At 72.4% G+C, this 23570-nt stretch carries 24 protein-coding genes and 1 pseudogene; 11 read left to right on the forward strand and 14 right to left on the reverse strand.

The window, feature by feature from the left end:
* A partial coding sequence (locus UK12_RS12690; RefSeq protein ID WP_045303006.1) for an ISAs1 family transposase occupies nucleotides 1-518 on the forward strand: 518 nt, incomplete at its 5' end.
* On the opposite strand, the pseudogene UK12_RS44750 reads toward UK12_RS12690, so the two are convergent.
* The 4 genes and pseudogenes from UK12_RS44750 to UK12_RS12710 form a co-directional block, all read right to left on the reverse strand.
* Nucleotides 484-1062: pseudogene (locus tag UK12_RS44750) on the reverse strand (replication initiator). The gene UK12_RS12690 and the pseudogene UK12_RS44750 overlap by 35 nt on opposite strands.
* A gap of 157 nt (nucleotides 1063-1219) precedes the next feature.
* Entirely contained in the window at nucleotides 1220-1600 is a 381-nt protein-coding gene (locus UK12_RS12700) for a PIN domain-containing protein (protein WP_045303007.1), read from the reverse strand.
* Nucleotides 1600-1887 carry a hypothetical protein gene (locus tag UK12_RS12705; protein ID WP_045303008.1) on the reverse strand — a complete coding sequence of 96 codons (288 nt, stop codon included), beginning with the start codon at nucleotides 1885-1887 and terminating at the stop codon, nucleotides 1600-1602. Before UK12_RS12705 ends, UK12_RS12700 begins: the two co-directional genes overlap by 1 nt.
* Nucleotides 1888-2155: 268 nt before the next feature.
* The gene (locus UK12_RS12710) at nucleotides 2156-3079 is read right to left on the reverse strand and encodes an SGNH/GDSL hydrolase family protein (protein WP_045303009.1); all 924 of its coding nucleotides are present in this window, start codon (nucleotides 3077-3079) and stop codon (nucleotides 2156-2158) included.
* A 318-nt stretch (nucleotides 3080-3397) separates the two neighbouring features.
* On the opposite strand from UK12_RS12710, the gene UK12_RS12715 reads away from it, so the two are divergent.
* Nucleotides 3398-5053 (forward strand): FAD-binding dehydrogenase, encoded by a 1656-nt coding sequence (locus UK12_RS12715; RefSeq protein ID WP_045303010.1) that lies wholly within the window; start codon nucleotides 3398-3400, stop codon nucleotides 5051-5053.
* Between the two features lie 159 nt (nucleotides 5054-5212).
* On the opposite strand, the gene UK12_RS12720 is transcribed toward UK12_RS12715, so the two are convergent.
* Nucleotides 5213-5647, reverse strand: coding sequence for a CBS domain-containing protein (locus UK12_RS12720; RefSeq protein ID WP_045303011.1), 435 nt, complete (start codon nucleotides 5645-5647; stop codon nucleotides 5213-5215).
* A gap of 183 nt (nucleotides 5648-5830) precedes the next feature.
* Complete coding sequence (locus UK12_RS12725) at nucleotides 5831-6184, reverse strand: ArsR/SmtB family transcription factor (protein ID WP_045303012.1); 354 nt, start codon at nucleotides 6182-6184, stop codon at nucleotides 5831-5833.
* 117 nt (nucleotides 6185-6301) lie between these two features.
* Between UK12_RS12725 and UK12_RS12730 the strand changes: the two genes are divergently transcribed.
* The 4 genes from UK12_RS12730 to UK12_RS12745 all read left to right on the forward strand — a co-directional run bounded on the left by UK12_RS12730 (nucleotide 6302) and on the right by UK12_RS12745 (nucleotide 10587).
* Complete coding sequence (locus UK12_RS12730) at nucleotides 6302-8485, forward strand: heavy metal translocating P-type ATPase (RefSeq protein WP_045303013.1); 2184 nt, start codon at nucleotides 6302-6304, stop codon at nucleotides 8483-8485.
* Entirely contained in the window at nucleotides 8485-8931 is a 447-nt protein-coding gene (locus UK12_RS12735; RefSeq protein WP_231591175.1) for a hypothetical protein, read from the forward strand. Before UK12_RS12730 ends, UK12_RS12735 begins: the two co-directional genes overlap by 1 nt.
* A gap of 78 nt (nucleotides 8932-9009) precedes the next feature.
* Entirely contained in the window at nucleotides 9010-9810 is an 801-nt protein-coding gene (locus UK12_RS12740) for an aminotransferase class IV (RefSeq protein WP_045303014.1), read from the forward strand.
* Nucleotides 9811-9876: 66 nt separating this feature from the next.
* Nucleotides 9877-10587 carry an MBL fold metallo-hydrolase gene (locus UK12_RS12745; protein WP_045303015.1) on the forward strand — a complete coding sequence of 237 codons (711 nt, stop codon included), beginning with the start codon at nucleotides 9877-9879 and terminating at the stop codon, nucleotides 10585-10587.
* Nucleotides 10588-10602: 15 nt separating this feature from the next.
* On the opposite strand, the gene UK12_RS12750 is transcribed toward UK12_RS12745, so the two are convergent.
* The gene (locus UK12_RS12750) at nucleotides 10603-11076 is read right to left on the reverse strand and encodes a Dps family protein (RefSeq protein ID WP_045303016.1); all 474 of its coding nucleotides are present in this window, start codon (nucleotides 11074-11076) and stop codon (nucleotides 10603-10605) included.
* A 288-nt stretch (nucleotides 11077-11364) separates the two neighbouring features.
* Here UK12_RS12750 and UK12_RS12755 point away from each other — a divergent pair, with 288 nt between their 5' ends.
* A complete protein-coding gene (locus UK12_RS12755) occupies nucleotides 11365-13029 on the forward strand; it encodes a purple acid phosphatase family protein (protein ID WP_045303017.1) in 1665 nt (554 codons plus the stop codon).
* Between the two features lie 117 nt (nucleotides 13030-13146).
* Nucleotides 13147-13482: a YnfA family protein gene (locus tag UK12_RS12760; RefSeq protein ID WP_045303018.1), complete on the forward strand. Its 336-nt coding sequence runs from the start codon at nucleotides 13147-13149 to the stop codon at nucleotides 13480-13482.
* A gap of 73 nt (nucleotides 13483-13555) precedes the next feature.
* Here UK12_RS12760 and UK12_RS12765 read toward each other — a convergent pair whose 3' ends face one another.
* Nucleotides 13556-14767, reverse strand: coding sequence for a pyridoxal phosphate-dependent aminotransferase (locus UK12_RS12765; protein WP_045303019.1), 1212 nt, complete (start codon nucleotides 14765-14767; stop codon nucleotides 13556-13558).
* 102 nt (nucleotides 14768-14869) lie between these two features.
* On the opposite strand from UK12_RS12765, the gene UK12_RS12770 reads away from it, so the two are divergent.
* Complete coding sequence (locus UK12_RS12770; RefSeq protein ID WP_045303050.1) at nucleotides 14870-15247, forward strand: winged helix-turn-helix transcriptional regulator; 378 nt, start codon at nucleotides 14870-14872, stop codon at nucleotides 15245-15247.
* Nucleotides 15248-15383: 136 nt separating this feature from the next.
* Here UK12_RS12770 and UK12_RS12775 read toward each other — a convergent pair whose 3' ends face one another.
* A complete protein-coding gene (locus tag UK12_RS12775) occupies nucleotides 15384-16229 on the reverse strand; it encodes a GNAT family N-acetyltransferase (RefSeq protein ID WP_197084802.1) in 846 nt (281 codons plus the stop codon).
* A gap of 163 nt (nucleotides 16230-16392) precedes the next feature.
* Here UK12_RS12775 and UK12_RS12780 point away from each other — a divergent pair, with 163 nt between their 5' ends.
* Nucleotides 16393-17289, forward strand: a complete 897-nt coding sequence (locus tag UK12_RS12780; RefSeq protein ID WP_082119553.1) for an SGNH/GDSL hydrolase family protein — start codon at nucleotides 16393-16395, stop codon at nucleotides 17287-17289.
* A 29-nt stretch (nucleotides 17290-17318) separates the two neighbouring features.
* Here the strand turns inward: UK12_RS12780 and UK12_RS12785 are convergent, their stop codons facing one another.
* On the reverse strand, nucleotides 17319-17693 hold the full coding sequence (locus UK12_RS12785) for a cupin domain-containing protein (RefSeq protein WP_045303021.1): 375 nt from the start codon (nucleotides 17691-17693) through the stop codon (nucleotides 17319-17321).
* A 117-nt stretch (nucleotides 17694-17810) separates the two neighbouring features.
* Here UK12_RS12785 and UK12_RS12790 point away from each other — a divergent pair, with 117 nt between their 5' ends.
* Nucleotides 17811-18263, forward strand: a complete 453-nt coding sequence (locus tag UK12_RS12790; RefSeq protein ID WP_045303022.1) for a MarR family winged helix-turn-helix transcriptional regulator — start codon at nucleotides 17811-17813, stop codon at nucleotides 18261-18263.
* 100 nt (nucleotides 18264-18363) lie between these two features.
* On the opposite strand, the gene UK12_RS12795 is transcribed toward UK12_RS12790, so the two are convergent.
* The 4 genes from UK12_RS12795 to UK12_RS12810 form a co-directional block, all read right to left on the reverse strand.
* Complete coding sequence (locus UK12_RS12795) at nucleotides 18364-20742, reverse strand: FtsX-like permease family protein (RefSeq protein WP_045303023.1); 2379 nt, start codon at nucleotides 20740-20742, stop codon at nucleotides 18364-18366.
* On the reverse strand, nucleotides 20739-21455 hold the full coding sequence (locus tag UK12_RS12800; protein ID WP_045303024.1) for an ABC transporter ATP-binding protein: 717 nt from the start codon (nucleotides 21453-21455) through the stop codon (nucleotides 20739-20741). The genes UK12_RS12795 and UK12_RS12800 overlap by 4 nt, the downstream gene beginning before the upstream one ends.
* Nucleotides 21452-21976, reverse strand: a complete 525-nt coding sequence (locus tag UK12_RS12805) for a PadR family transcriptional regulator (RefSeq protein ID WP_045303025.1) — start codon at nucleotides 21974-21976, stop codon at nucleotides 21452-21454. Before UK12_RS12805 ends, UK12_RS12800 begins: the two co-directional genes overlap by 4 nt.
* 133 nt (nucleotides 21977-22109) lie before the next feature.
* Nucleotides 22110-23423 (reverse strand): glycosyltransferase family 87 protein, encoded by a 1314-nt coding sequence (locus tag UK12_RS12810; RefSeq protein ID WP_063838249.1) that lies wholly within the window; start codon nucleotides 23421-23423, stop codon nucleotides 22110-22112.
* Nucleotides 23424-23570 lie beyond the last annotated feature (147 nt).

Genomic DNA, 23570 nt, shown 5'->3' on the forward strand with positions numbered 1-23570 from the left:
TCAAGGCCAACCAGCCCGGGCTGCACCGCAGGCTCCGGTCACTGCCGTGGAAGGACGTCACCGCCCGCCGCTACGACCGCGAGACCGGCCACGGCTACAAGGAGACCCGCGTGACCAGGGCCCTCACCATCACCGAACTCGCCCCGGACTTCCCCCACGCCGTCCAGGCCGTCCGCATCCCGCGCCACCGCACTGACCTCAAGACCGGCGCCGTCAGCCGCCAGACCATCCACGCGATCACCGACCTGACCTCGCAACATGCCTCGCCTCAGCGGCTCGGTCAGCTCGCCAGGTTACAGTGGACCATCGAGAACCGGCTCCACTTCGTCCGCGACACCACCTTCGGCGAGGACGCCTCGAAGATCCACACCGGCCACGGGCCCGACAACATGGCGACCCTGCGCAACCTGGCGATCAACACGCTCCGGCAGTACGGACACCGCAACATCGCCGCCGGCCTCCGCCACGTCTCCTACGACCCCTTCAACAGGCCGCTGGACCTCCTGGGCATTGCCTGACCAGCCGGTCTACATGATCACCGGGACTTTGAAACACCCCTGGGTCGGTGATGCCGTCCGGGCCGTCAAGACGGATGACGGCGTGGAAGTGGACCAGGCCGCGCTTCTGGTACTTGGCGACCTTGGCGAAGGAGACCCGCAGTACTGCGCGGGCGGCTTTCTGGGTGAGGCCGAGCCGGGCGGCGATCTCACGGCGCAGGTGGATGGTGAAGCGCGCTCACAGGGCTCCGGCGTGGGGGTTGAACAGGGCTGCGCCTGTGTAGTCGTAGTCCTTGGGGTCCAGCGGGGTGCCGAGCAGCGTGCCCGTGGGCTCATGGGGCTTGCCGCCGCGGCAGAGCCGGACGCCACTGCTCGTACTGGTGGGGCGGTTGTGGACTGGGCCGAAGGACGGCGGGGTGAGCGTGGCGAAGATGCGGGGGTGGTTGCGGACGGTGTCCGGCACGCTCTTGCCGCCGGACAGGTCGGCGCGGATGAGCTGGTAGGTGTCGGCCGCGTAGAGACGGGAGCAGGCCGGGCAGCGCGAGGACCGGCGCGGTTTCCGCACGCCGTCAGAAGACTGCCCGTTGGCTCGTCGGTGGTGCTGTAGGAGCGCAGCACTTCACCCATGAGCGTGTGGACGGTGGTGGCTTGGCCGAAGCTCGGGCGGGACGCGGGGCGAAGCCCGCTCCGCCGCCCTTTGTGGCGGCGGCCGTCCGCAGCGGTCAGACGGTGAAGAGGCGGAGCTTGACGCCGATGGAGTCGGCGAGGTGGGTCAGGTCGTCGGGGTCGCTGGTGACCACGGCGGCCTGGTACTGAACAGCGGTGGCGACGACGATCGCGTCGACGACGTCGGAGGTGCCCGAGGCTCCGCAGGCGACGCCGGCAGCTCGGCCGGTGCGCTGGTCGTCGGGCAGGACGTCGCAGCCCTTGAGGACGCGGGAGATCTGGTGTTGCGGTCCGCCGCGCCAGGCTTGGGCGAGTACGACGACCGGTACGAGGGGACGGATGTGCGCGGCGGTGAGCTCGTCGTGGAGGGCGAGGAAGTCCGGGTTGCGACGTTCGGCGGCCAGCAGTGCACCGGTGTCGTAGACGATCGTGCGCACTACCCGACCGCCGGCCAGGCCGCGTCGTCCAGCAGACCGGCCTCGGTGAGGAACTGGCGGGCGCGCTGCCTGGACTCCTCGGGCAGCTTGCCGTGCTCGCTCTCGTACTCCGAGACCAGCTCACGTGCGGCGGCGCGCCCCTGGGCGTGCAGGGCCGCGATCTGAGCCTTCTCCACGGCGGCCTCCGCCAGCCAGGCGGACACCGGCTTGCCCTCTTCGGCGGCTGCGGCCTTGATCGTCTCTTCGACCTCGGGCGGCACCGAGATCGACAGCTTTCTTGAGGTCATGCATCCACGGTAGCGCACGGTAGGAATGCGTTCCTACCGCTTTCGCGGGGAGGCTTTCGGCGCGCATCGGTGTGGCTGATAGATCTGGACCTCTGGTGCAACGCCGACGGACTCCAACTCGAGCAGGGCTGCGGGGAAGGTCCGCCTTTACCGGCCTCATTGCCGTCCGCACCCAAGTCCCGAGCTCCAGGTCTCGAGCAGCACGGCTCGGCGCCCGACTGCCCACTGGGCGGTCGGGCGCCGAGGCCCCGCCGGTTTCGGCGGGCCGTCAGCGGCCCAGGGCCGCCAGGACCGCCTTCGCCATCACGCGCTCGCCCGTCGCGTTCGGGTGGAAGGGGACGGCGGGGGAGCCGGGGAGGGCGCCCTCGATCCAGCGGTCGGACGAGCAGGCGTCGTGGCCCTTGGTGGGGGTGAGGGTGTCGACGTAGGTGGCGTCGTTGGCGGCGGCGGTGGTGGCGAGCATGGTGTTGAGCTTGCCGAGGATGCCGCGCAGGTAGGCGACGTCGCCGGTGGTGACCGGCTGGCGGCCGAGGCAGTCGCGCTCGTTGTCGGGCAGGACGGAGGGGTAACCCACCAGCAGGACCTTGGCGTTGGGCGCCTTGGCGTGGATCCGCTGGAGGGTGTCGGCGAGCTGCGGGGCGGCGGCGTCGATGCGGTCGACCAGGGTGTCCTCGCCGTACTGCCAGGACCAGCTGCCGAAGTCCCAGTGCCCGTCGGCGTAGTGGTCGTGGCACGGGGTGCCGAACGGGTTGACCACGGCGCCGGCGATGCAGGTGGCGATGATGTCGCCGATGCCGATGTCGGAGACGCCGAGGTCGTTGCCGCCGATGCCGAGGGTGACCAGGTCGGTGTCGGCGCCGACGGCGTTCAGCTGGGGGTCGTTGACCCGGATGAAGGCGTCGTACTGGGGCGAGGTCATCGCCTTGATCTTGGCGGCCGCGCAGGTCACGTCGGTGTAGCTGGTGCTGCCGAGCGCGGCGGCGACCAGGTGTCCGTAGTTGTGGTCGGAGCGCAGGCACAGCCCGGCCGACTGGCCGGGCACACCGGCGCCGGCGGCGTAGGAGTCACCGAGGGCCACGTAATTCCCGCCGGTGGACGCGTGGGCGGCCGGGGCGCCGAAGGCGGTGAGTGCGGCGGCTGCGAGGATCCCGCTGACCAGGGTGGATGTGCGCTTCAGGGCATGGCGGAGCACGGGTTCCTCCTGGGGGAGAGAAACGGGCAGGTGGGTGGGGGCGGCCGGGGTCGCGCTGTTTCCGGCTACTGCCTAGTAAGTTACTGACGCGTTAACAGGTTGTCCAGATATCCGGCCGACAATTCCGTGGATATGTGTCAGGTATTCGATGAATTACGCTCCGATGTGGAGCGAATAGGTAATTCGGATACGCGGTGGAGCGAAAAGGCGTCGGGCACTTGTTACCGACCGGTTGACCGGTGGCGGCGCAGGGCGCAGGATCGGACCACTTCGCCCCGCCCGCCCGCTCAGCCCCGCCGACCGCCGGAGGATCGCCGCATGGCACTGGACGCCGACGTCATCGTCATCGGAGCCGGTCTGGCCGGTCTGGTGGCCACCGCCGAACTCGCCGACGCCGGACGGAAGGTGATCCTGCTCGACCAGGAGCCGAGGGCCTCGTTCGGCGGCCAGGCGCACTGGTCGTTCGGCGGCCTCTTCCTGGTGGACTCGCCCGAGCAGCGCCGGATGCGGATCCGCGACTCGCACCAACTCGCCTGGCAGGACTGGCTCGGGACGGCCGGCTTCGACCGCACCGAGGACCACTGGCCGCGCCGCTGGGCCGAGGCGTACGTCGACTTCGCGGCGGGCGAGAAGCGCAACTGGCTTCGCGCGCAGGGGATCCGGTTCTTCCCGGTGGTCGGCTGGGCCGAGCGCGGCGGGCTGCTGGCCAGCGGTCCCGGCAACTCGGTGCCCCGCTTCCACATCACCTGGGGCACCGGACCGGGCGTCGTGGAGCCGTTCGCCAGGCGGGTGTCGGCGGCAGCCGCCCGGAGGCTGGTGGACCTGCGGTTCCGCCACCGGGTCACCGGTCTGTCCGCGACCGCCGGAGTGGCCGACACGGTCAGCGGCGAGGTGCTGGTGCCGAGCAACGTCGCTCGCGGCGAGGCCAGTTCACGCGAGGTGGCGGGCTCCTTCGAGCTGCGGGCGCAGGCGGTGATCGTCGCCTCGGGCGGCATCGGCGGCAACCACGATCTGGTCCGGAAGGCATGGCCCGCCCGGCTCGGTTCGCCGCCGGAGCGGATGGTCTCGGGCGTGCCCGCGCATGTGGACGGCCTGATGCTGGAGATCGCGGGCGCGGCCGGCGGCCGTCTGATCAACGGCGACCGAATGTGGCACTACACCGAGGGCATCGAGAACTGGAACCCGATCTGGCCGGGCCACGGCATCCGGATCCTGCCCGGCCCCTCCTCGCTCTGGCTGGACGCGCGCGGAAAGCGGCTGCCCGTACCGCTGTTCCCCGGTTTCGACACCCTCGGCACGCTCGAACACATCATGACGACCGGCCACGAGCACACCTGGTTCGTACTGACCCAGAAGATCATCGAGAAGGAGTTCGCCCTCTCGGGGTCCGAGCAGAACCCCGACCTGACCGGGAAGAGCGTCAGGGACGTCCTCGGCCGGGCGCGCTCGGGCGCACCGGGGCCGGTCGAGGCGTTCAAGCGGCACGGGGTGGACTTCGTGGTCGCCCGCACCCTGCCCGAACTGGTCCGGGGGATGAACGCGAAGACGCCCCAACCGCTGATCGACGAGGCCGAGTTGCGCCGTGAGATCGAGGCGCGCGACCGCGAGATGGCCAACCCGTTCAGCAAGGACCTGCAGGTGACGGCCATCCACGGGGCCCGCCGCTACCTCGGCGACCGACTGATCCGCACCGCGACGCCGCACCGCCTGCTCGACCCGAAGGCCGGGCCGCTGATCGCCGTACGGCTCAACATCCTCACCCGCAAGTCACTCGGCGGACTGGAGACCGACCTCTGTGCCCGGGTACTGCGGGCGGACGGCAGCCCGCTGGACGGCATGTACGCGGTCGGGGAGGCGGCGGGCTTCGGCGGCGGCGGGGTGCACGGCTACCGCTCGCTGGAGGGCACGTTCCTCGGCGGCTGCCTCTTCTCGGGCCGGATCGCCGGACGGGCGGCGGCCCGCGCCACGGCCTGAGGCGAGTGGCTGCGCCCGCCAGGGCCCGGGATGCTGCGCCCGCCAGGGCCCGGGGTACTTCGGTGTTGCCGTGCGAGGTCCGCAGGGCGGGCTTCCGCAGCGTCGCGTGAGGAGCGGCGCCGACCCCCGGTGGGCCGACGCCGCTCCCGGCCCGTCGGTTCAGCGCTTGGCGTAGACGCCGTCCATGAATTCGACGATCATCTGATCGGTCAGGCCCTTGCCCATCATGTGGCCCGCCGCGAGGTCGGCCTCACTGATCATGCCGACCAGCTTCTCGTTGTCGATCACCGGGATCCGGCGGATCTGGTGGTCCTTCATCTTCTTCAGCACCATCTCCATGGTGTCGTCGGCGCGGACGCAGTGCAGGTGGCCGCCCAGGTCGATGGCCTTCATCGTGGCCGGGTCCTTGCCCTTGGCAATACATTCGATGACGATGTCCCGGTCCGTGATGATGCCCTTGAGCTTCTGGTCGCTGCCACAGATCGGCAGGGCGCCCACGCCCATCTTCGCCATCATCTTGGCGGCTTCCATCAGCGTCTGCTCCTCGCTGATGCACTGGGCCTTGGCATGCATGACGTCACGTGCAGTGATCACGGTCAAATCCTCCTGGTCGCTCCGCTCCGGCGGCAGCGCCGTTCGCAACCGCCCATGCAAAGCGGAGTGTGGCGATGTGGTCACCATAAGCAGCCACCGGGCGGGCCGCTCGGCGAGCGGTGACCCGAGGCGCGCGGAGGGGCCGGGGGTGTGGCGGGTCCGGAAGGCGGGGTGGGACGGGGCTCAGGCGGGTTCGTCGGTGAGGCCGAGCCGGAGGTGGTCCACGTGGTAGACCGCCTGGTCTAGGAGTTCCGCCACGTGGTGGTCGTGCAGCGAGTACACCACCGAGCGTCCGCGCCGCTCGCCGACGACCAGGCCGAGGTTGCGCAGCAGCCTCAACTGGTGGGAGCAGGCGGACTGTTCCATGCCGACCGCCTCGGCAAGCTCGGTCGCCGGCCGGGGGCCCTCGCGCAGCTGAGCGAGTATCAACAGCCGGGACGGAGTGGCCAGGGCCTGGAGCGTGTTGGCGACCTTGGATGCGTTCGAGGCGTCCAGACGCATGCGCGGTACGGCGTTCGCGGCGGCTCCATGTCCCATGGCTGCATCCTACGGGGGCGGTGCGGGCCGCCCTGACCGATGAATGAATGAAAACCTGTTCATGTATTCCTGTATCGTGGACGGCTGACCGCTCCGCCGTGCCCAGAGGACTCCGTCATGTCCACCACCCTCACCGCCAAGGCCGGCCCGGCCGTGCCTGCCGCCGCGCTACCGACCCGCCGCACCCGCGGCCTCGCGCTCCCCGAGGCCCGCTGGGCGGCGGCCGCCACGCTCGCCTTCCTGCTGGCGCTGCTCGCCCGGCTGCTCGGCGCACCGGGGTGGACGTACGGCGTGCTCTACGGCCTCGCCTACGCCACGGGCGGCTGGGAGCCCGCCTGGGCGGGACTCCGGGCGCTGCGCGACCGGACCCTGGACGTCGATCTGCTGATGATCGTGGCCGCCCTCGGCGCGGCGGCCATCGGCCAGGTGCTGGACGGCGCGCTGCTGATCGTCATCTTCGCCACTTCCGGCGCCCTGGAGGCGCTGGCCACCGCCCGGACCGCCGACTCGGTACGAGGTCTGCTCGACCTGGCACCCGCCACCGCGACCCGTCTGGACTCAGACGGGCACGAGGAGACCGTCCCCGCCGCCGCACTGGCGGTCGGCGACACCGTACTGGTCCGTCCCGGTGAACGGATCGGCGCGGACGGCCGGGTGCTCGAAGGCCTCAGCGAGGTGGACCAGTCCACCATCACCGGCGAACCGCTGCCGGTCGCCAAGAGCACCGGGGACGAGGTCTTCGCCGGCACCCTCAACGGTGTGGGCGCGCTGCGGATCGCCGTGGAACGGGACTCCTCCGACACCGTGATCGCCCGGATCGTCGCCATGGTCGAGGAGGCCGGCAGTACCAAGGCGCCCACCCAGCTATTCATCGAGAAGGTCGAGCAGCGCTACGCGGTCGGCCTGGTCGCCGCGACCCTGGCGCTCTTCGCCCTGCCGCTGGCCTTCGGCGGCGGGCTGACCGAGACCCTGCTGCGGGCGATGACCTTCATGATCGTGGCCTCGCCGTGCGCGGTGGTGCTGGCCACCATGCCGCCGCTGCTCTCGGCCATCGCCACCGCCGGGCGGCACGGAGTCCTGGTGAAGTCGGCCGTGGTGATGGAGTGCCTGGGGCAGGTCACCGCCGTCGCCCTGGACAAGACCGGCACCCTCACCGCGGGCACTCCGCAGGTGGTCGAGGTCCGTCCCACCGCCCGCCCCGACGGCGTCACGGCGGACGAGCTGCTCGCCCTGGCGGCGGCCGCCGAGGTGCGCAGCGAGCACCCGCTGGGCCGCGCGATCGTCGCCGCCGCACACGGGCGGGCGACGGCGCTGCCCGACTCGGCGGACTTCGCGTCCACACCGGGGACGGGCGTGCGCGCGACGGTCGACGGCCGGGTGGTCGAGGTCGGGAATCCGGCGCGCCTGCCGGGGGACGTGGGGGCTGCGAGCCCGGCGGAGGCCAGTACGCCGACCGGCCGGGTGAGGGCCACCAGGACGGCACACGCCGTCGCGGCGGTCGCCGGCGCAGTCGGCACCGAGCCGGGGGTGCCGGCTGCACCGGGACGGGCGGGCACACACGGTGCGGCGGTCGAGCAGGGTCTGGAACCTACCGATGCCGGGAACGCCGACCAGGCCGGCGGCAGCGCGCCCGACCCCGGTACGGCCCGCGCCGTGGCCGAGTCGGAGGCCGCCGGACGGACCGCGGTCCTGGTCCTGCGCGACGGGCAGCCGCTGGGCGTCCTCGGCCTCGCCGACCGCCCGCGCGAGCACGCCGCCGACGCGGTCCGGAAGCTGGCCGCGCTGACCGGGCGTCCGCCCGTGCTGCTCACCGGGGACAACCCGCGCGCCGCCGCCGGACTGGCCGCCGAACTCGGCCTCCCGGAGGTCCGGGCCGGGCTGCTGCCGCAGGAGAAGGCGGCTGCCGTCCAGGAGTTGGAGGCGGACGGGAAGCGGGTGCTGATGCTCGGCGACGGGGTCAACGACGCGCCCTCGCTGGCGGCCGCGCACTGCGGGGTGGCGATGGGCCGGGCCGGGTCCGATCTGGCGCTGGAGACCGCCGACGCGGTGGTGGTCCGGGACGAACTGCTCGCCGTACCGGCCGTGGTGGCGCTGTCGCGGCGTGCCCGGCGGCTGGTGGTGCAGAATCTGGTGATCGCGGGGGTGTTCATCGCCGCCCTGGTGGTCTGGGACCTGGTCGGCACGCTGCCGCTGCCGCTCGGGGTCGCCGGGCACGAGGGCTCCACCGTGATCGTCGGTCTCAACGGCCTGCGGCTGCTGCGCGACTCCGCGTGGCGGCGGGCCCTGTCGGAAGGAAGCTGATGGCCCGTCGCCCCCGCAAGGAGTCCGCCGGCACCGCCGCGTCCAGGGCGTCCCGGAGCTCGAAAGCGCCCGGCGCCGACGCGGGCTGCACGGTGACGGTCTGCCGGGGCTGCTGCTGCGGTACGACGGCCAGGCATCCGGAGGTGGACCACGGCGCGCAGCTGGTGCGGTTGCGCGAGGGCATCGGCGACGCGGGCCGGGTCCGGGCGGTGCCGTGCCTGGACGCCTGCGACCACTCCAACGTGGTCGTGGTCAGCCCTTCACCGGCCGGGCGGCTGGCGGGCGGCCGCCCGGTCTGGCTGGGCTGGGTGCTGGCCGACGACATGCTCGACGAGATAACCGACTGGGTACGTGCGGGCGGCCCCGGCATCGCCGAACCGCCCGGCACCCTCGACCTCCAGGAATTCACGGTCTCCCGCCGGGTCCGCGAGGGCCTGCCCGGCTGATCGGCGTCCGCCGGCTGCGCCCGCCGGGCGCGTCGGGGTCAGCCGGGCCCGGCCCTCATGGGTGCCATGATTGGCCTTATGGCAGACCAGGGCGCACCCAGTACGGCGGAGCTGAACGGAAGACCGGTGACCCCGGCGGAGCTCCGGGCGCTGGCGCTCACCGGCTACGGGCACTTCACCACCATGCTGGTCGAGGACGGCCGGGTCCGCGGCCTCCCGCTGCACCTGGAGCGGCTGGCCCGTGACTGCCGTACGGTCTTCGAGGCCGAGTTGGACCAGGCGCGGGTGCGGGAGCTCGCGCGCCGGGTGGTGCCGGCCGAGGGCGCGGTGGTGGTCCGGGTGACCGTCTTCGACCCGGCGCTGGACATCGGCACGATCGGGAGGCCAGCCGAGCCGCAGCTGCTGGTGACCGCCCGTCCGGCGGGGGGCCCGGCGCCGCTGCCGCCGCTGCGGGTGCGCTCGGTGCGGTACCGCAGGGAGCTGCCCGCGGTGAAGAGCGTCGGGCTGTTCGGGTCGCTGTGGCACCGGCGGGAGGCGCAGCGGGCGGGCTTCGACGACGTGCTGTTCGTGGACGGCGAGCGGGGGATCTCCGAGGGCGGCACCTGGAACATCGGGTTCGTCCGCGACCGGAAGGTGGTCTGGCCGGAGGCCGAGCACCTGGCCGGGACCACCATGGAGCTGCTGCAGGGCCTGTACCCGTGCCGGTCGGAGCGGGTGGGGGTGGCGGAGGCGGCCGGTTTCGAGGCCGCGTTCGCGACCAACGCGGCCAGCGGCGTGCGGGCCGTCGGTGCGCTGGACGGGTTGGTCTTCCCGGCCGAGCACCCGGTGATCGGGGAGCTGCGCGCGCTGTACACCGCTCTCCCGGGCGATCGGCTCTGAGCGGATCCGGTCCGCTCGGAGCGAAGTCCGGCTGCTCCCGGGCGGGGCGGGTGGAGGATCGTCGGTATGGAGACCGTGGAGATCCTTCCTGAGCTGTATCTGCTGGGTTTCGAGATCGGGCAGGCCTATCTGTGGTGCGACCCGGGGGAGTTGACGCTGATCGACACCGGGGTGGCCGGTTCCGGCGAGGCGATCGCGCGGGCGATCCGGTCGCTCGGGCGCGACCCGGCCGAGCTGCGCCGGGTGCTGCTGACGCACTGCCACGAGGACCATGCGGGTTCGGCGGCCGAGATCGCCGGCTGGGGCGGGGGCGGCCGTGTCCAGGTACTGGCGCACCGGCTGGACGCGCCCGTGATCCGGGGCGAACGGCCGCCGCTGCCACCGGTGTTCGACGACGCCCCGGCGTGGGAGGAGGAACTCTGGGCGGCGAAGCCCGTGTTGCCCCCGGCGCCGCCCGCGCGGGTGGACGTCGAGCTGGCGGACGGCGATGTCGTGGACTTCGGCGGCGGGGCGCGGGTGGTGGCGGTGCCGGGTCATACGGACGGGAGCGCCGCGTTCCATCTGCCCGGCCCCCGGGTGCTGTTCACCGGGGACGCGGTGGCCAACGTCGGCGGGCGGACCATCCTCGGGGTGTTCAACCGGGACCGGACGCGGGCGATCGAGTCCTTCCACCGGCTGGCCGCGCTCGACGCTCAGGTGGCGGTCTTCGGCCACGGCGAGCCGATCACGAGCGACGCCGCCGCTGCCCTCAGGGCTGCGGCGGCGTCGACCGGGTGAGCGGCGGAAGTCGGGTCAGGCGGTGTTCTCGGCCTGGGCCATCCAGGAGTACTTCTCCAGGTCGGCGGTCAGCCCGATCAGGATGTCCTGGCTGACCGGGTCGGGGTCGCCGGTGGCGGCGATGCGCTCGCGCATCCGGACGATCACCGCGCCGAGGGCCGCGACCAGGGCCCCCACCGTGGCCGAGTCGGTGACGGCGCCCTCGGGGGCGGTGGCGATGCCGCTGCTCCCGGACACCGTCCTGGCCCGGCCGTCCGGGGAGACCCCGATGGCGGCCGCGCGTTCGGCCACGGTGTCGGTGTGCTGCCGGGCGAGGGCGACCACCTCGTCCAGCTGGAGGTGCACCGAGCGGAAGCGCGGTCCGACCACGTTCCAGTGTAGCTGCTTCGCCACCAGGGACAGGTCGATCAGATCGACCAGTGCGCCCTGGAGCGCCTCCCCGACCACCTTGCGGTCGGCGTCCGGCAGAGGGCTCTTGACTCCGTACATCGGCTCGGCTCCTTCTGGTGCGGGTTCGGCCTGTTTTCGTCGGTCAGCCTCTCACGTATGCCCCCAAAAACGGTCATATGGCCTATCGCGTCGGGGTGTTGGATCCGACCGCAGGCGATCGGTCGACCAGATGTCAGCTGACCTGCCGTCAACCCGCCTCGGCAGGGCGCATGGCACCGCTTCTTTGCGAACATATGGGCGAAACTTGCGGTCCAGCACACCGACACGACAACGGTCGTTCACTGAATGTCCGTGTGCACGCAACCCGTCGCTGCGAATCTCCACGCCATGGATATCCCACGCATGGGCGTGCCCGAGAAGCTCGCCGACCGGATGAGCATGGCCGAGCAGCACGAGTACCTGCGCAGCAGGTTCTCCCGTCGGAAGGCGCTGCGGATGGGCGCCATCACGGTCGGTGCGGTCGCCGTCGGTGGCGCGCTCGGCAGTGGCACCGCCTTCGCCGCCCCCGCGACCCCGGGCCTGCTCACGGCCGGTAGCACGGACGGCATCAACGGCTCGCTGGTCGCTCCGATCGGCCGCCACCTCGCGTTCGGCGCCGAGCCGGACACCCAGTTCCGGATCTCCTGGCAGGTCCCCGCCCCGGTCAAGCGGCCGTTCCTGCGCTTCGGCAAGCACCCCTGGTCGCTCGGCCACAAGATCCAGGCGGAGGTGCGCGCCCTGCACACCCCCGCGCTGACCCCGACCGGCACCCCGGTCGACCAGTACTACCTGCACGTCTCGCTGGACGACCTCGACCCCGACACCACCTACTACTACGGTGTCGGCCACGACGGCTTCGACCCGGCCTCGCAGCAGGCCATCTCCACCCTCAGCACCTTCCGCACCGCGCCCTCGCGCGACTGGCGCTGGGGCAAGCCGTACGCGCCGTTCACCTTCACCGCCTTCGGCGACCAGGGCGTCAGCTCGCACGCCGCCGGGAACGACCACGTCATCCTGGCCCAGAAGCCGTCCTTCCACCTGCACGCCGGCGACATCTGCTACGCCGACCCGATGGGCCAGGGCCAGGACTCGGACAAGGTCGCGTACGACGCCAAGACCTGGGACTCCTTCCTGGTCCAGACCGAGTCCGTCGCCTCGAAGATCCCGTGGATGGTCTCCTACGGCAACCACGACATGGAGGCCTGGTACTCGCACAACGGGTACGGCGGCGAGGACGCCCGCTTCTTCCTCCCCGACAACGGCCCGGACCCGCGCAAGGCCCCCGGTGTCTACGCCTTCAAGTACGGCAACGTCGGTGTCATCTCGCTGGACGCCAACGACGTCTCGTACGAGATCCCGGCCAACCTGGGCATCACCGCGGGCAAGCAGACCAAGTGGCTGGACCGCCAGCTGCGCGACCTGCGCGATGACGAGACGGTCGACTTCATCGTCGTCTTCTTCCACCACTGCGCCTTCTCCACCACCCACCAGCACGCCTCCGAGGGCGGTGTCCGCGAGGCCTGGGTGCCGCTGTTCGAGAAGTACCGCGTGGACCTGGTGATCAACGGTCACAACCACGTCTACGAGCGCACCGACGCGATCCTCGGCAACAAGGTCTCCAAGTCCGTGCCGAGCGGCGAGACCATCGAGCCCGCCAAGGACGGCATCGTCTACGTCACCGCCGGTGCGGCCGGTCGCAGCCTCTACAGCTTCGACTACCCCGACACCTACGAGGGCCACGAGAACCGGGTCGACTCGGTCAAGACCTTCCACTTCGCCAAGGGCGGCGTGAAGGTCCAGGAGACGGTCGAGTGGTCCCGGGTCCGCTACACCGGCTACTCCTTCATCAAGGTGGACGTCACCCCGGCCCACCCCGGCCGCAAGTCCTCGATGAAGGTCACCGCCCTGGCGGAGGACGGCACCCAGATCGACCATTACACCATCCTGCGCGAGGCCGGCGAGAACTGGGACGGCGACGGCGACGACGGCGACTTCCCGTGGCTGCGCCGCTGACGGCGGCCGGCCCGAACTCCTGAAGGCGGCGCCACCGGGCACTACCCGGTGGCGCCGCCTTCGGCGTGCCGGCCGTGGGCCTTGGCGACATCGGGTCACGCCGTAAACTCGCTGGTCATGACCGTCGCACGCTCCGTCCTGCTGTTCGTTCTCGCCGCCCTGCTCGAAATCGGGGGTGCCTGGATGGTGTGGCAGGGGGTGCGGGAGCACCGGGGCTGGGCGTGGATCGGGGCGGGGGTCGTCGCGCTCGGGGTCTACGGGTTCGTGGCCACGCAGCAGGCCGACTCGCACTTCGGCCGCATCCTGGCCGCGTACGGCGGGGTGTTCGTGGCCGGCTCGCTGCTGTGGGGCGTGGTCCTGGACGGCTACCGGCCGGACCGGTACGACGTGACCGGCGCGCTCGTCTGCCTGGCCGGGGTCGGCGTGATCATGTACGCCCCGCGCGGGCGGTAGGAACCACCCCCGGCGCTGGCGGTCAGCACCTGGAGAGCAGCAACTGGGCGGTCGGCGCGGGGCGGCCGGTGTCCTACTGCCGGTAGGTGGCCAGGAAGCGGCCGATCCGGCTGATCGCGGTCTCCAGGTCGTCGGCGCGGGGCAGGGTGACGAAGCGGAAGTGGTCGGGGCGGTGCCAGTTGAAGCCGGTGCCCTGGACGATGTGGATCTTCTCGCGGAGCAGCAGGTCGAGGACGAACTTCTCGTCGTCCACGATCCGGTGCACCGCCGGGTCCAGCTTGGCGAAGGCGTACAGCGCGCCCTTGGGCTTGACGCAGCTGACGCCGGGCAGCTCGTTGAGGGCCCGCCAGGCGACGTCACGCTGCTCGGTGAGCCGGCCGTTCGGCAGGGTGAGGTCGTGGATGGACTGGTGGCCGCCGAGCGCCGCCTGGACGGCGAACTGGGCCGGGACGTTGGGGCACAGCCGCATCCCGGCGAGCATGGTGAGCCCCTCCAGGTAGTCCTTGGCGTGCTGCTTGGGTCCGGAGACCACCAGCCAGCCACTGCGGAAGCCGGCCACCCGGTACGCCTTGGAGAGGCCGTTGAAGGTGAGGGTGAGCACGTCGTCGGAGAGCGCGGCCAGGCAGTGGTGCTCGGTGCCGTCGTACAGGATCTTGTCGTAGATCTCGTCGGCGAAGACCATCAGCCCGTGGCGGCGGGCGAGTTCGAGGATGCCCTCCAGGAGCTCCTTCGAGTAGACCGCGCCGGTCGGGTTGTTGGGGTTGATGACGACGATGGCCTTGGTGCGGGGAGTGATCTTGGCGGCGATGTCGTCGAGGTCGGGGTACCAGTCCGCCTCCTCGTCGCACAGGTAGTGCACCGCCTTGCCGCCGGCGAACCGTACGACGGCCGTCCAGAGCGGGTAGTCCGGCATCGGGACGAGGACCTCGTCGCCGTCGTCCACCAGCGCCTGCACGCTCATCTGGATCAGTTCGGAGGCGCCGTTGCCGAGGTAGACGTCGTCCACCGTGACGCCCGGGACGCCGCGCTGCTGGTAGTACTGCACCACGGCCCGGCGGGCGGGCAGGATGCCGCGCGAGTCGCTGTAGCCGTGTGCGTTCGGGAGGTTGCGGATGATGTCCTGGAGGATCTCCGCCGGCGCCTCGAAGCCGAACGGCGCCGGGTTGCCGGTGTTCAGGCGCAGGACGGTGTGCCCGGCCTCCTCCAGCGCGTTGGCCTGGTCGACCACCGGGCCACGGATCTCGTAGCACACGTCCTTCAGCTTGCTGGACTGCCGAAACTCCATCAGCGGTCTCCCGATCCGTCCGTCACCACGCCGTCAGTCTGGTCACTTTGTTCTACCAAGTATCCACTTGGAAAGTCCAACTTTTTGGCTATGCTGATCGACATGTCACGCCGAAGCTACGACCAGTACTGCGCCGTCGCCCGCGCCCTGGACGCGGTGGGCGAGCGCTGGAGCCTCCTGATCGTCCGTGAACTCCTCGACGGTCCGCGCCGCTACACCGACCTGCACGCGGACCTGCCCGGCGTCTCCACCGACATCCTGGCCGCCCGCCTGAGGCAGCTGGAGAGCGAGGGACTGGCGGTCCGCCGCAGGCTGGAGCGGCCCGCCAACGCGACGGTCTACCAGCTGACGGAGCGAGGACTGGCGCTGCGCCAGGTCGTCGACGCGCTCGGCGCCTGGGGCCTGGCGGCCCTGGGCGAGCCGCGCCCCACCGACGCGGTCCGCGAGCACTGGGTGACGGGGGTGGGCGGCCGGAGCTAGTGCCGCTGTCCTCGGGTGAACGCAACCCGCCGCAGCGGCCCGACGCCCCCGAACCGGTGAACCGCCGGGGCCCACGGCCGAGGTCCGCGTAGCGGCGGACGGCCTGCACGCCTCGGGCCCCGGCGCCGGGGGAAGGTCAGGCTGCGGGTTCGGCGATCAGAGCCGTGCCGACCGGACGGAAGCCGAGGCGGGCGTAGACCCGGGCGACGTCCTCGTCCCCGGCGGAGAGGAAGACCGTACGGGCGCCGCGCGCACGGGCGTCGGCCACCAGGGCGGCGGTGACCGCGTGGGCGAGGCCCCGGCGGCGGGCGGCGGGAAGGGTGCCGACACCGACGATCTCGGTGACCCCGCCGACCGGCTGGTGCATGCCCGAGCACAGCGCGGTGCCGGCCGCGATCGCCACGGCGACCCGGGTCAGACCCGTGCGGATCCGGTCGGCCACCCGCTCGGTGGAGCCGTCCCGGGCGGCCGTCAGAGCCGCCTCGGCCAGTTCGGCCGGGCCGGCGGCACCGATCCGGGTACCGGGTTCGGCGAAAGCCAGCCGGGGGACCGCCAGCGCGGCGGCGAGCGCCGGGTCCTCGGGGCCGAGGACCCGGACGGTGACGTCGGCGTGGGCCACGGGCTGCGGGGTCGGCGCGTCCGGGGCGAGCACCATCAACGGGTGGGCGTGCACGTGCAGTCCGCAGGCCTCGGCGGCGGCCCGTAGTGAGGGTGCCGTCTCGGCGACCCACTCGAAGGATTCCGGCGCACCCAGCTCCCGCTGCCGGGAGAGCACCCGCGCCACGTCGTCGGCCCGCACCGGGCCGGCGACGCCCGGCGTCGGACGGGCGTAGAACGGCCAGCCCTCGCCCTCGCGGACGAACAGCGAGAGCGGACCGAAGTCCTCGACCCGGGCGCTGCTCCTCGGTACGGCGTCGTAGTACTGCTCAAGGGTGTCCAGTACGGCGGCGGACGCGGGCTGCTGACGGTTGTCTGAAGTCACACCGCGCATCAAAGCAGCAGGCCGGCGCGGCGTCACCGGGATTTCCCCCCGGACCCCGGACGGCGCCTGCCCCGCCCGCCGAGGTGCCGGCCGGGGCGGCCGACGGCGAAGACCGGGGGCGCCACTCCCGGCCGGGATGTCCTGCGCGTACGATCCTGTGACGATGAACGAGACCGCCACCGCCGCCACCACCGCTACCCCGCACGGCAGTTGCCCCGACGCCGGTCGACCCGGCGCCGCTCGGGCCGATGCCACGGAAACCGTCGCGTACACCGGGTACGTCGCCGTCGGGGACTCCTTCACCGAGGGCATGTGCGACGAGCTGCTCCCCGACGGCCAGTTCCGGGGGTGGGCCGACCGGGTCGCCGCCGCGCTGGCCGCCGAGCGGCCGGGGGAGGAGTTCCGCTACGCCAACCTCGCCGTGCGCGGCAAGCTCATCGGCCAGATCCACGCCGAGCAGGTGGACCGGGCCGCCGCGATGAACGCCGGGCTGGTCACCCTGGTGGGCGGGCTCAACGACGTCCTGCGGCCCGGCTGCGACGTGGCGGAGGTCAAGCGGCTGCTCGGCGGGGCGGCCACCACGCTGCTCGCCGGCGGCACTTCGGATACGGCTGCGGGCCGGACCGTGGTGATGTTCACCAGTACCGACCCGAGCCGCCGGCTGGCCGGGAGCGCCCGGCTGCTCCCGGCGATCCTGGAGATGAAAGCCTTCGTCGAGGGGCTGACCGGGCAGCACCCGGGTATCCGGGTGGTCGACCTCTTCTCGGCTCCCTGCTTCGACGACCGCCGCCTGTGGGCCGAGGACCGGCTGCACCTCTCCCCGGAGGGGCACCGCCGGGTCGCCGCCGCCGTCCTGGAGGCCCTCGGGCGGCCGGTGGGCTTCGACTGGCGCGCGCCGCTGCCCCCGGCCGCACCGCGCGGGCGGACCGAGCGGCTCCGCTCCGACCTGCGCTGGCTGCGCCTCCACCTCGGCCCGTGGATCGGCCGTCGGCTCACCGGCCGCTCCTCCGGCGACAACCGCCCGCCCAAGCGCGCCGAACTCCTGCCCTACGAAGGCTGATCGCCCCGGCGCTCAGTTGACCCCGGCGCTCAGTTCGCCCAGGGCGGGGTGAGCACCGAGCCGTCGGCCATCCGGGCCTGCAGTCCGGCGCTGGTGGTGACCCAGGCGTGGGCGGCCTGCTCGCCAGGGTTGTCGACCTTCAGGCGGGTGCCGGCCGGGGCGATCACGGTGTCGCCGGGGCTGAGTACCGTCCGCTCGCCGTCGAGGGTGACCACCGGTGCGCCGGAGAGCACGTGCAGGACCTCCTCGCGGGTGATGGTGTGCTCGACCCCCGGCGTTCCGGCCGCGATCTCCAGCCGCCAGGCGCAGAGTTCGGTGCTGCCGGTGGCCGGAGCGGCGTACGAGATGAACCGGGCGCCGTGGATCTCGTGGACGGTGGCCTGGTCGGCGCTGACGACTGGCATGAGGGTCTCCCTGTGATCGATGAAGTGGACAAGTGACTTGACTATATGGTCAAGCAGATTGCCCATATAGTCAAGTTACTTGTCCATCCCCGGAGTCGACCTGGCAGAATTCCGGGCATGACCGAAGCCGAGACCGTTGCCCTGAGCCTCCCGCCGCTGCTGCTCGGACTGGCCGCCGACCTGGTCCGGGCGATCGACGCGGGCGTCCGCGAGCGCGGCTTCGACGACGTACGCCCGGCGCACGGCTTCGCCTTCGCCCGGCTCGCCCCCGGCGGCGCCAGCGTCGGGGAACTGGCCGAGCACCTGGGCGTGACCAAGCAGGCGGCGAGCCAGCTGGTCGAGGAGCTGGTCCGCAAGGGCTACGTCGAGCGGCAGCCGCACCCCGCCGACGCCCGCGCCCGGCTCGTCGTGCTCACCGAACGCGGCTGGGCCTGCACCCGGGCGGCGGACGCGGCGGCGGCCGAGGCCGTCCGGCCGTGGGTGGCCACCCTGGGCGAGGAACGGCTGCGCGGACTGCGGGACGACCTGGCCCGGCTGGCGCCCAGCGGGCGGCTGCGGCCGATCTGGTGACGCCGGCACGGGCCGCCGGAGCCGCGCCGCGGACAGACGTGAGCCCGGCGTCCCCGGCCGGACGGCAGGGACGCCGGGCTCACGCCGACGGTCGTCCGCGTCACTCGGTCCGCAGGCCCTCGGCGCGCATCATCCGCCACAGCGACGGCAGGCTGGCCGCCGTGACCAGCAGGACCACGCCGGCACCGACCGAGCTGAAGCCGAGGATCGAGGCCCAGTCCAGGCGCACCGGGTGGTCGACCATGGTCAGCAGGGCCGAGCCGAGGCCGATCCCGCTGAGGGCCGCCAGGGCGATGCCCAGCACCACCGGCATGGCCGTCTGCCAGAGCACCGAGGCGCAGAGCGTGGAGCGGCGGGTGCCGAAAGCGATCAGCACCGCCAGCAGCCTGCGCCGCTCGCGCAGCTGCTCGACCGTGCCGACCAGCATGCTCGCGCCGATCAGCAGCAGGGTGGCGGTGACCCCGGCGAACAGTCCGCGCTTGATACCGGCGAACCGCTTGTTCTCCTCGGTCGACTGCAGCCGGTACACGGTGGCCGTCGGGTCCACGGCGGCAACGGTGTTGCGCAGCCGGTCGTACGCGTCGGGGGAGCCGGAGTCCACCTGGGCGTAGCCGGCGATGCGTCCGTGGGACTGCGGCGCGCCCTTGGCGGCGCCGGGGGTCAGCAGGAAGCCGGAGTAGACCAGTCCGAGCGACTCGGGGGCCGACTCGACCGGGCGCAGCCCGGTCGGCATGGTCCAGTTCGGGTGGACCGGCCGCATCTCGTCGCCCATGCCGGAGCGGTAGCCGACCTCCACCTGCTGCCCCGCCGTGAAGTGGGCCATCATGTTTCCGGCCGATCCGCCGCTGTTGTCGAGCGAGAAGGCGTCGCCGTCCCGGCAGGTGTCGATCCTGGCGAGGGTCTTCAGCGTCTCGCACGGCGCGATGTACAGCGAACGCAGCGCGGGTTCGCCGGGAAGGTCGCCGTCGGCGGCGACGAGCAGTTCCAGTGCGGAACCGGTACCGGTGACACCGGGGGTGGCGCGCAGGCGCCGGTCGAGCTCGGCGGGCAGGATCAGGCCCTGGCCCGCCGGGGCCGAGACGTACGCCTTGCCCGGGTCCTGACCGGTCTCCCGGCGGAAGTCGCCCTCGACTCCGCTGAACAGCATCTGCAGGGCGATCGCCCCGGCCGCCGCGACGGCGATGCCGCTGACCACCCGGGCCGAGGTGCCGCTGTCCAGCTGGAGCCGGCGGACCGCCAGCTGCCAGGCGACCGGGCCGCCGTGCAGCCGGGCGACCACGGACTCGACCAGCCAGGGCAGCAGCGCGGCGACGCCCACCAGGATCAGCACCGCCCCACCGGCGACCTGGTACTCGTTGAAGGTCCGCCGGCTGCCCGCGCCGCTGAACAGCGGGGCCAGCAGCGCGACACCGGCCACCGGCAGCAGCAGCCGCCACCAGACCCGCCGGCGCGGCGCCTGCGCCTGCCGGAACACGCCGAGCGGTTCCACCACGACGCTGCGCATGGCGAGCAGGGTGACGGCGATGGCGGCAGCCGGGACGGCCAGCACGGTGGAAGCGGCCAGCAGCGGGCCCGGCCGGAGGTCGGCGGGGAACAGGCTGATGTCGAAGAGCACGACCCCGCGCACCAGCTCGCGCCCGGCCAGGAAGAGCACGGCGCCGATCGCCACCCCGATCAGCGCCCCGAAGGCGGCCTCCCCGGCGGCGATCCGGCGGATCATCCGGGTGTCCGCGCCGACCAGCCGCAGCGCGGCCAGCCGGCGGTCGCGGCGCTCGCCGCCGAACCGGACGGCCGCCGCCACGAACACGGCGACCGGCAGCAGCAGGACGACGAAGCCGATGATCACCAGCAGGACCAGCATCGGGCTCAGCGCGGAGTACCCGGTCCGGTCGCCGAAGCCGGTGATCCGGCGTCCCACGCCGGAGTCGGGGTCGAGCCGGTCGGTGCCCGCGTAGAAGTAGTACTCGGCCGGGCCGATCAGGCCCGAGTCGCCGATGGTGCCGATGATCCGCTGCGGGAGGCGCTCGCGCAGCAGGGTGCTGTCGGAGGCGGCCAGCAGCTCCTTCAGCCTGGGTGAGACGACCATCTCGCCGGGCTTGGGCATGGTGGCGACGCCGGGCGGCAGCGGGGCCCTGGGCCCCTCGGGCTGGAGCAGCCGACCGCTGATGTCCTGCTGGCGGAACCTGGTGTCGGCTGAGGCGATCAGCAGCGTGTTGTCGGCGGGCTGCTCCGCGCCGAGCGACCGGCTGAAGTCGAGCCGGGCCTCGCTGCGGTCCTGCCGGGACTGGAGGGCGCTCGGGACGGCGGTCGCCGCCAGCAGCAGCGCGACGCCGAGGCCGACCCCGAAGGCGGTCATCACGGTGCGCAGCCAGCCCTGCCGACCGCCGCTCAGTGCCAGCCGGGCGCCGAACAGCAGGTCCCCGGCCCAGGCCCGGAGGGCGCTGCGCCGGGGGACGGGCGCAGGTGCGGTGGTGCTCATCCCATCCGCTCCAGGTTCAGTGCGCGGCCGTCCCGGACGACCACCTCGCGGTCCGAGTACGCGGCCACCCGGGCCTCGTGGGTCACCAGGACCACGGCTGCGCCGGACTCCTTGGCGGCGGCGGTGAACAGCTGCATCACCCGCTCGCCGTTGAGCGAGTCCAGGGCGCCGGTCGGCTCGTCGGCGAAGATCACCCGGGGGCCGGTGACCAGGGAGCGCGCGACCGCGATCCGCTGGCCCTGTCCGCCGGAGACCTCGCCGGGGCGCTTGCCGCCGAGGTCGTCGACCTCCAGCCGGGCCATCCACTCCAGGGCCCGCCGCTCGGCCTCCCGGCGGCGCACGCCGGTGAGCCGCAGCGGCAGGGCGACGTTCTCCAGGCAGCTCAACTCCGGTACCAGCTGGCCGAACTGGAAGACGAAGCCGAACTCGGTGCGGCGCAGCGTGCTGCGTTCGGCGTCGCTCATCCCGGTGAGCAGCCGCCCGTCGTAGGAGACATGGCCGGAGTCCGGGGGGACGATCCCGGCGAGGCAGTGCAGCATGGTGGACTTGCCGGACCCGGACGGGCCCATCACGGCGACCACTTCGCCGGCCCAGACGTGCATCTCGGCGCCGGCCAGGGCGTTGGTGGGCCCGAAGGACTTGTGCAGGTCGACGGCGGACAGCAGCGGCAGGGGCGTCGCCAGACCGGCGGGCCGCTCGGATATCGCGTTCATCGGCGGACCTCCGCAGCGAGCTGGTCGAGCCGCGCGGCGGTGAGCTCCAGCCAGCGCAGGTCGGCTTCCAGGTGGAACAGGGCGTGGTCGCAGACCAGTTGGTCGGCGAGGTCGCCGGTGGCCTTGCGGCGGGTGAGTTCGCGCATCAGGCGCAGGTGCTCGGCGCGCTGGACGTCCAGGATCTCGGCGGCCGGGCGCTCGGTGAGCAGGGCGAGCACGACCTTGGTGTAGAGGGTGCTCTGCAGGTACGGCTCGGGCTTCTCGGGGCGGCCGAGCCAGTCGGCCATGTCGGTCACCCCGGCGTCGGTGACGGCGTACCGCTTGCGCTCGGGGCCGTCGCCCGGCTCTATGCCGTCGACCTCGACCAGTCCGTTCTTCAGCAGCCGCGAGAGCGTCGCGTACACCTGGCCGTACGCGAGCGGGCGACCCTGGCCGAAGCGCTGGTCGTACGCCCGCTTGAGGTCGTAGCCGTGTCTGGGCCCGGTCTCCAGGAGCCCGAGGAATGCCTGTCCGATTGCCATGGAGCGAACATACACCACGTGTATACATGTGGTGTATACACCGCGATAGCCACCCGCGGGCCGTCAGGGAAGCGGGGCACGCCAAGGGGCGCGGGGAACAGCGTGCGCCCCCGCGCCCCTTGCGGTGAAGCGGTCAGGCGACCCGGATGGGTCCGCGGCGGACCTGGGGGGCCTGCTGGCGGGCGGCCTCGGCCGAGACGGTGGCGCGCCACAGGCGGGCGGCGGACCAGACCGAGGCGGCCAGCAGCAGCCCGTTGCGGCCCACGATGACCAGGGTGCCCTTCCAGCCGCCGTGGATCAGCGAGTCGAAGAAGAGCGGGTAGTCGATGGTGGTGACCGCGGTCGCGAGCAGCAGCAGCAGGGCGACCGGCCGCTGGCTGGAGCCCCGGACGGTGAGGCAGACCGCCGCCAGCCCGATCAGCCAGATCAGGTACTGCGGGCTGATCACCCGGCTGGTCACGGTGAACAGCAGCACGGCCGTGAGCGCCGCGTCGTACGGGGTCGCGGCGCTCCAGCGGCGGGCCTTGAAGCGCCAGAGCAGCAGCCAGCCGAAGGCGAGCGCGGTGAGCAGCAGCGAGGCACGGGCGATGGTGTGCACGTACGGGCCGAGGAACTCCAGCGAGCCGTAGTGCTGGTCGACGCCGCCGGGCCAGCCGAGTTCGCGGGCCACCTGGAGCGCGCTGCCGCCCAGCGACTCGATCTCGACGCCGCGTCCCTGCTGGGCGGTGAGGAAGTCGAAGGCGCCGCGGAAGAGGGTGGCCATCACCAGCAGCAGCGCGGCGGCCGAGGTGCACGTCGCCAGCCAGGCCTGCCTGGTGCCGCGTCCGCGCGGTGCACCGAGCACGACCAGCGCGGGCCAGACCTTGACCATGGCGGCGATCCCGGCGAGCGCCCCGCCCATCCGGGGGCGGGACGGGAGCAGCAGCAGCGCGGCCATCGCCAGGGCGGTGACCGGCAGGTCGTACCGGCCGTAGGGCAGGCCGAGCATCAGCGGGAGCGCCATCGCCCACATCCACGCGCCGGCGGTCGAACGGCCCCGGTGCACACCGCCGTTGCGGCGCAGCGAGACCCGGACCAGGGCGGCCTGGGTGATCGCGTCGGTGAGCAGCATCAGCAGCGCGAAGGCCTGAAGGTACGTCAGGAAGGGCAGCAGGCCGGGGGCGAGCATCGCGAGGGCCGCGCCGGGCGGGTACTGCCAGGTGACGTCGCCGACCGGGAAGGTGCCGCTCTGGAGGATCTGGAACCAGCCGTGGTAGGTCCGGTGGACCTCGATGGCCTGCTCGGCCTTCCCGGACTTGAGCATCCCGATCATGATCATGCGACTGGCGGCCCAGTAGCCGGCCAGGGCGAGTGCCTCCCGCGGCCAGGTGGCCGGTCTGGTCCAGCGGAACGGACCAGCCTGGGGCATGCCCCACTGGGTGACCGGTGTCGGGGCCTGAGCCACCATCGCCTCCACGAGAAGGTGCCGTGTGATCTATCTCATATCAGACAAATCAGGTCGGATGATCACCGTTCGGTTGCGTGTCACCGACCGTCAGCACAACGCGCCACGCCGCTCCAAGGACACGCCCGCACCACCCTCCGGGCGGGGCAC

It is taken from the genome of Saccharothrix sp. ST-888, assembly GCF_000955975.1.
In the GTDB taxonomy this organism is placed as follows: domain Bacteria; phylum Actinomycetota; class Actinomycetes; order Streptomycetales; family Streptomycetaceae; genus Kitasatospora.

Coding starts and splice junctions, on each gene's coding strand:
- UK12_RS12715 (WP_045303010.1), top strand. CDS start 3,398: ATGGCACTGGACGCCGACGTCATCGTCATCGGAGCCGGTCTGGCCGGT.
- UK12_RS12760 (WP_045303018.1), top strand. CDS start 13,147: ATGACCGTCGCACGCTCCGTCCTGCTGTTCGTTCTCGCCGCCCTGCTC.
- UK12_RS12750 (WP_045303016.1), bottom strand. CDS start 11,076: ATGTACGGAGTCAAGAGCCCTCTGCCGGACGCCGACCGCAAGGTGGTC.
- UK12_RS12800 (WP_045303024.1), bottom strand. CDS start 21,455: ATGAACGCGATATCCGAGCGGCCCGCCGGTCTGGCGACGCCCCTGCCG.
- UK12_RS12735 (WP_231591175.1), top strand. CDS start 8,485: ATGGCCCGTCGCCCCCGCAAGGAGTCCGCCGGCACCGCCGCGTCCAGG.
- UK12_RS12785 (WP_045303021.1), bottom strand. CDS start 17,693: ATGCCAGTCGTCAGCGCCGACCAGGCCACCGTCCACGAGATCCACGGC.
- UK12_RS12725 (WP_045303012.1), bottom strand. CDS start 6,184: ATGGGACATGGAGCCGCCGCGAACGCCGTACCGCGCATGCGTCTGGAC.
- UK12_RS12810 (WP_063838249.1), bottom strand. CDS start 23,423: ATGGTGGCTCAGGCCCCGACACCGGTCACCCAGTGGGGCATGCCCCAG.
- UK12_RS12795 (WP_045303023.1), bottom strand. CDS start 20,742: ATGAGCACCACCGCACCTGCGCCCGTCCCCCGGCGCAGCGCCCTCCGG.
- UK12_RS12755 (WP_045303017.1), top strand. CDS start 11,365: ATGGATATCCCACGCATGGGCGTGCCCGAGAAGCTCGCCGACCGGATG.
- UK12_RS12745 (WP_045303015.1), top strand. CDS start 9,877: ATGGAGACCGTGGAGATCCTTCCTGAGCTGTATCTGCTGGGTTTCGAG.
- UK12_RS12740 (WP_045303014.1), top strand. CDS start 9,010: ATGGCAGACCAGGGCGCACCCAGTACGGCGGAGCTGAACGGAAGACCG.
- UK12_RS12765 (WP_045303019.1), bottom strand. CDS start 14,767: ATGGAGTTTCGGCAGTCCAGCAAGCTGAAGGACGTGTGCTACGAGATC.
- UK12_RS12790 (WP_045303022.1), top strand. CDS start 17,811: ATGACCGAAGCCGAGACCGTTGCCCTGAGCCTCCCGCCGCTGCTGCTC.
- UK12_RS12780 (WP_082119553.1), top strand. CDS start 16,393: ATGAACGAGACCGCCACCGCCGCCACCACCGCTACCCCGCACGGCAGT.
- UK12_RS12705 (WP_045303008.1), bottom strand. CDS start 1,887: ATGACCTCAAGAAAGCTGTCGATCTCGGTGCCGCCCGAGGTCGAAGAG.
- UK12_RS12805 (WP_045303025.1), bottom strand. CDS start 21,976: ATGGCAATCGGACAGGCATTCCTCGGGCTCCTGGAGACCGGGCCCAGA.
- UK12_RS12770 (WP_045303050.1), top strand. CDS start 14,870: ATGTCACGCCGAAGCTACGACCAGTACTGCGCCGTCGCCCGCGCCCTG.
- UK12_RS12730 (WP_045303013.1), top strand. CDS start 6,302: ATGTCCACCACCCTCACCGCCAAGGCCGGCCCGGCCGTGCCTGCCGCC.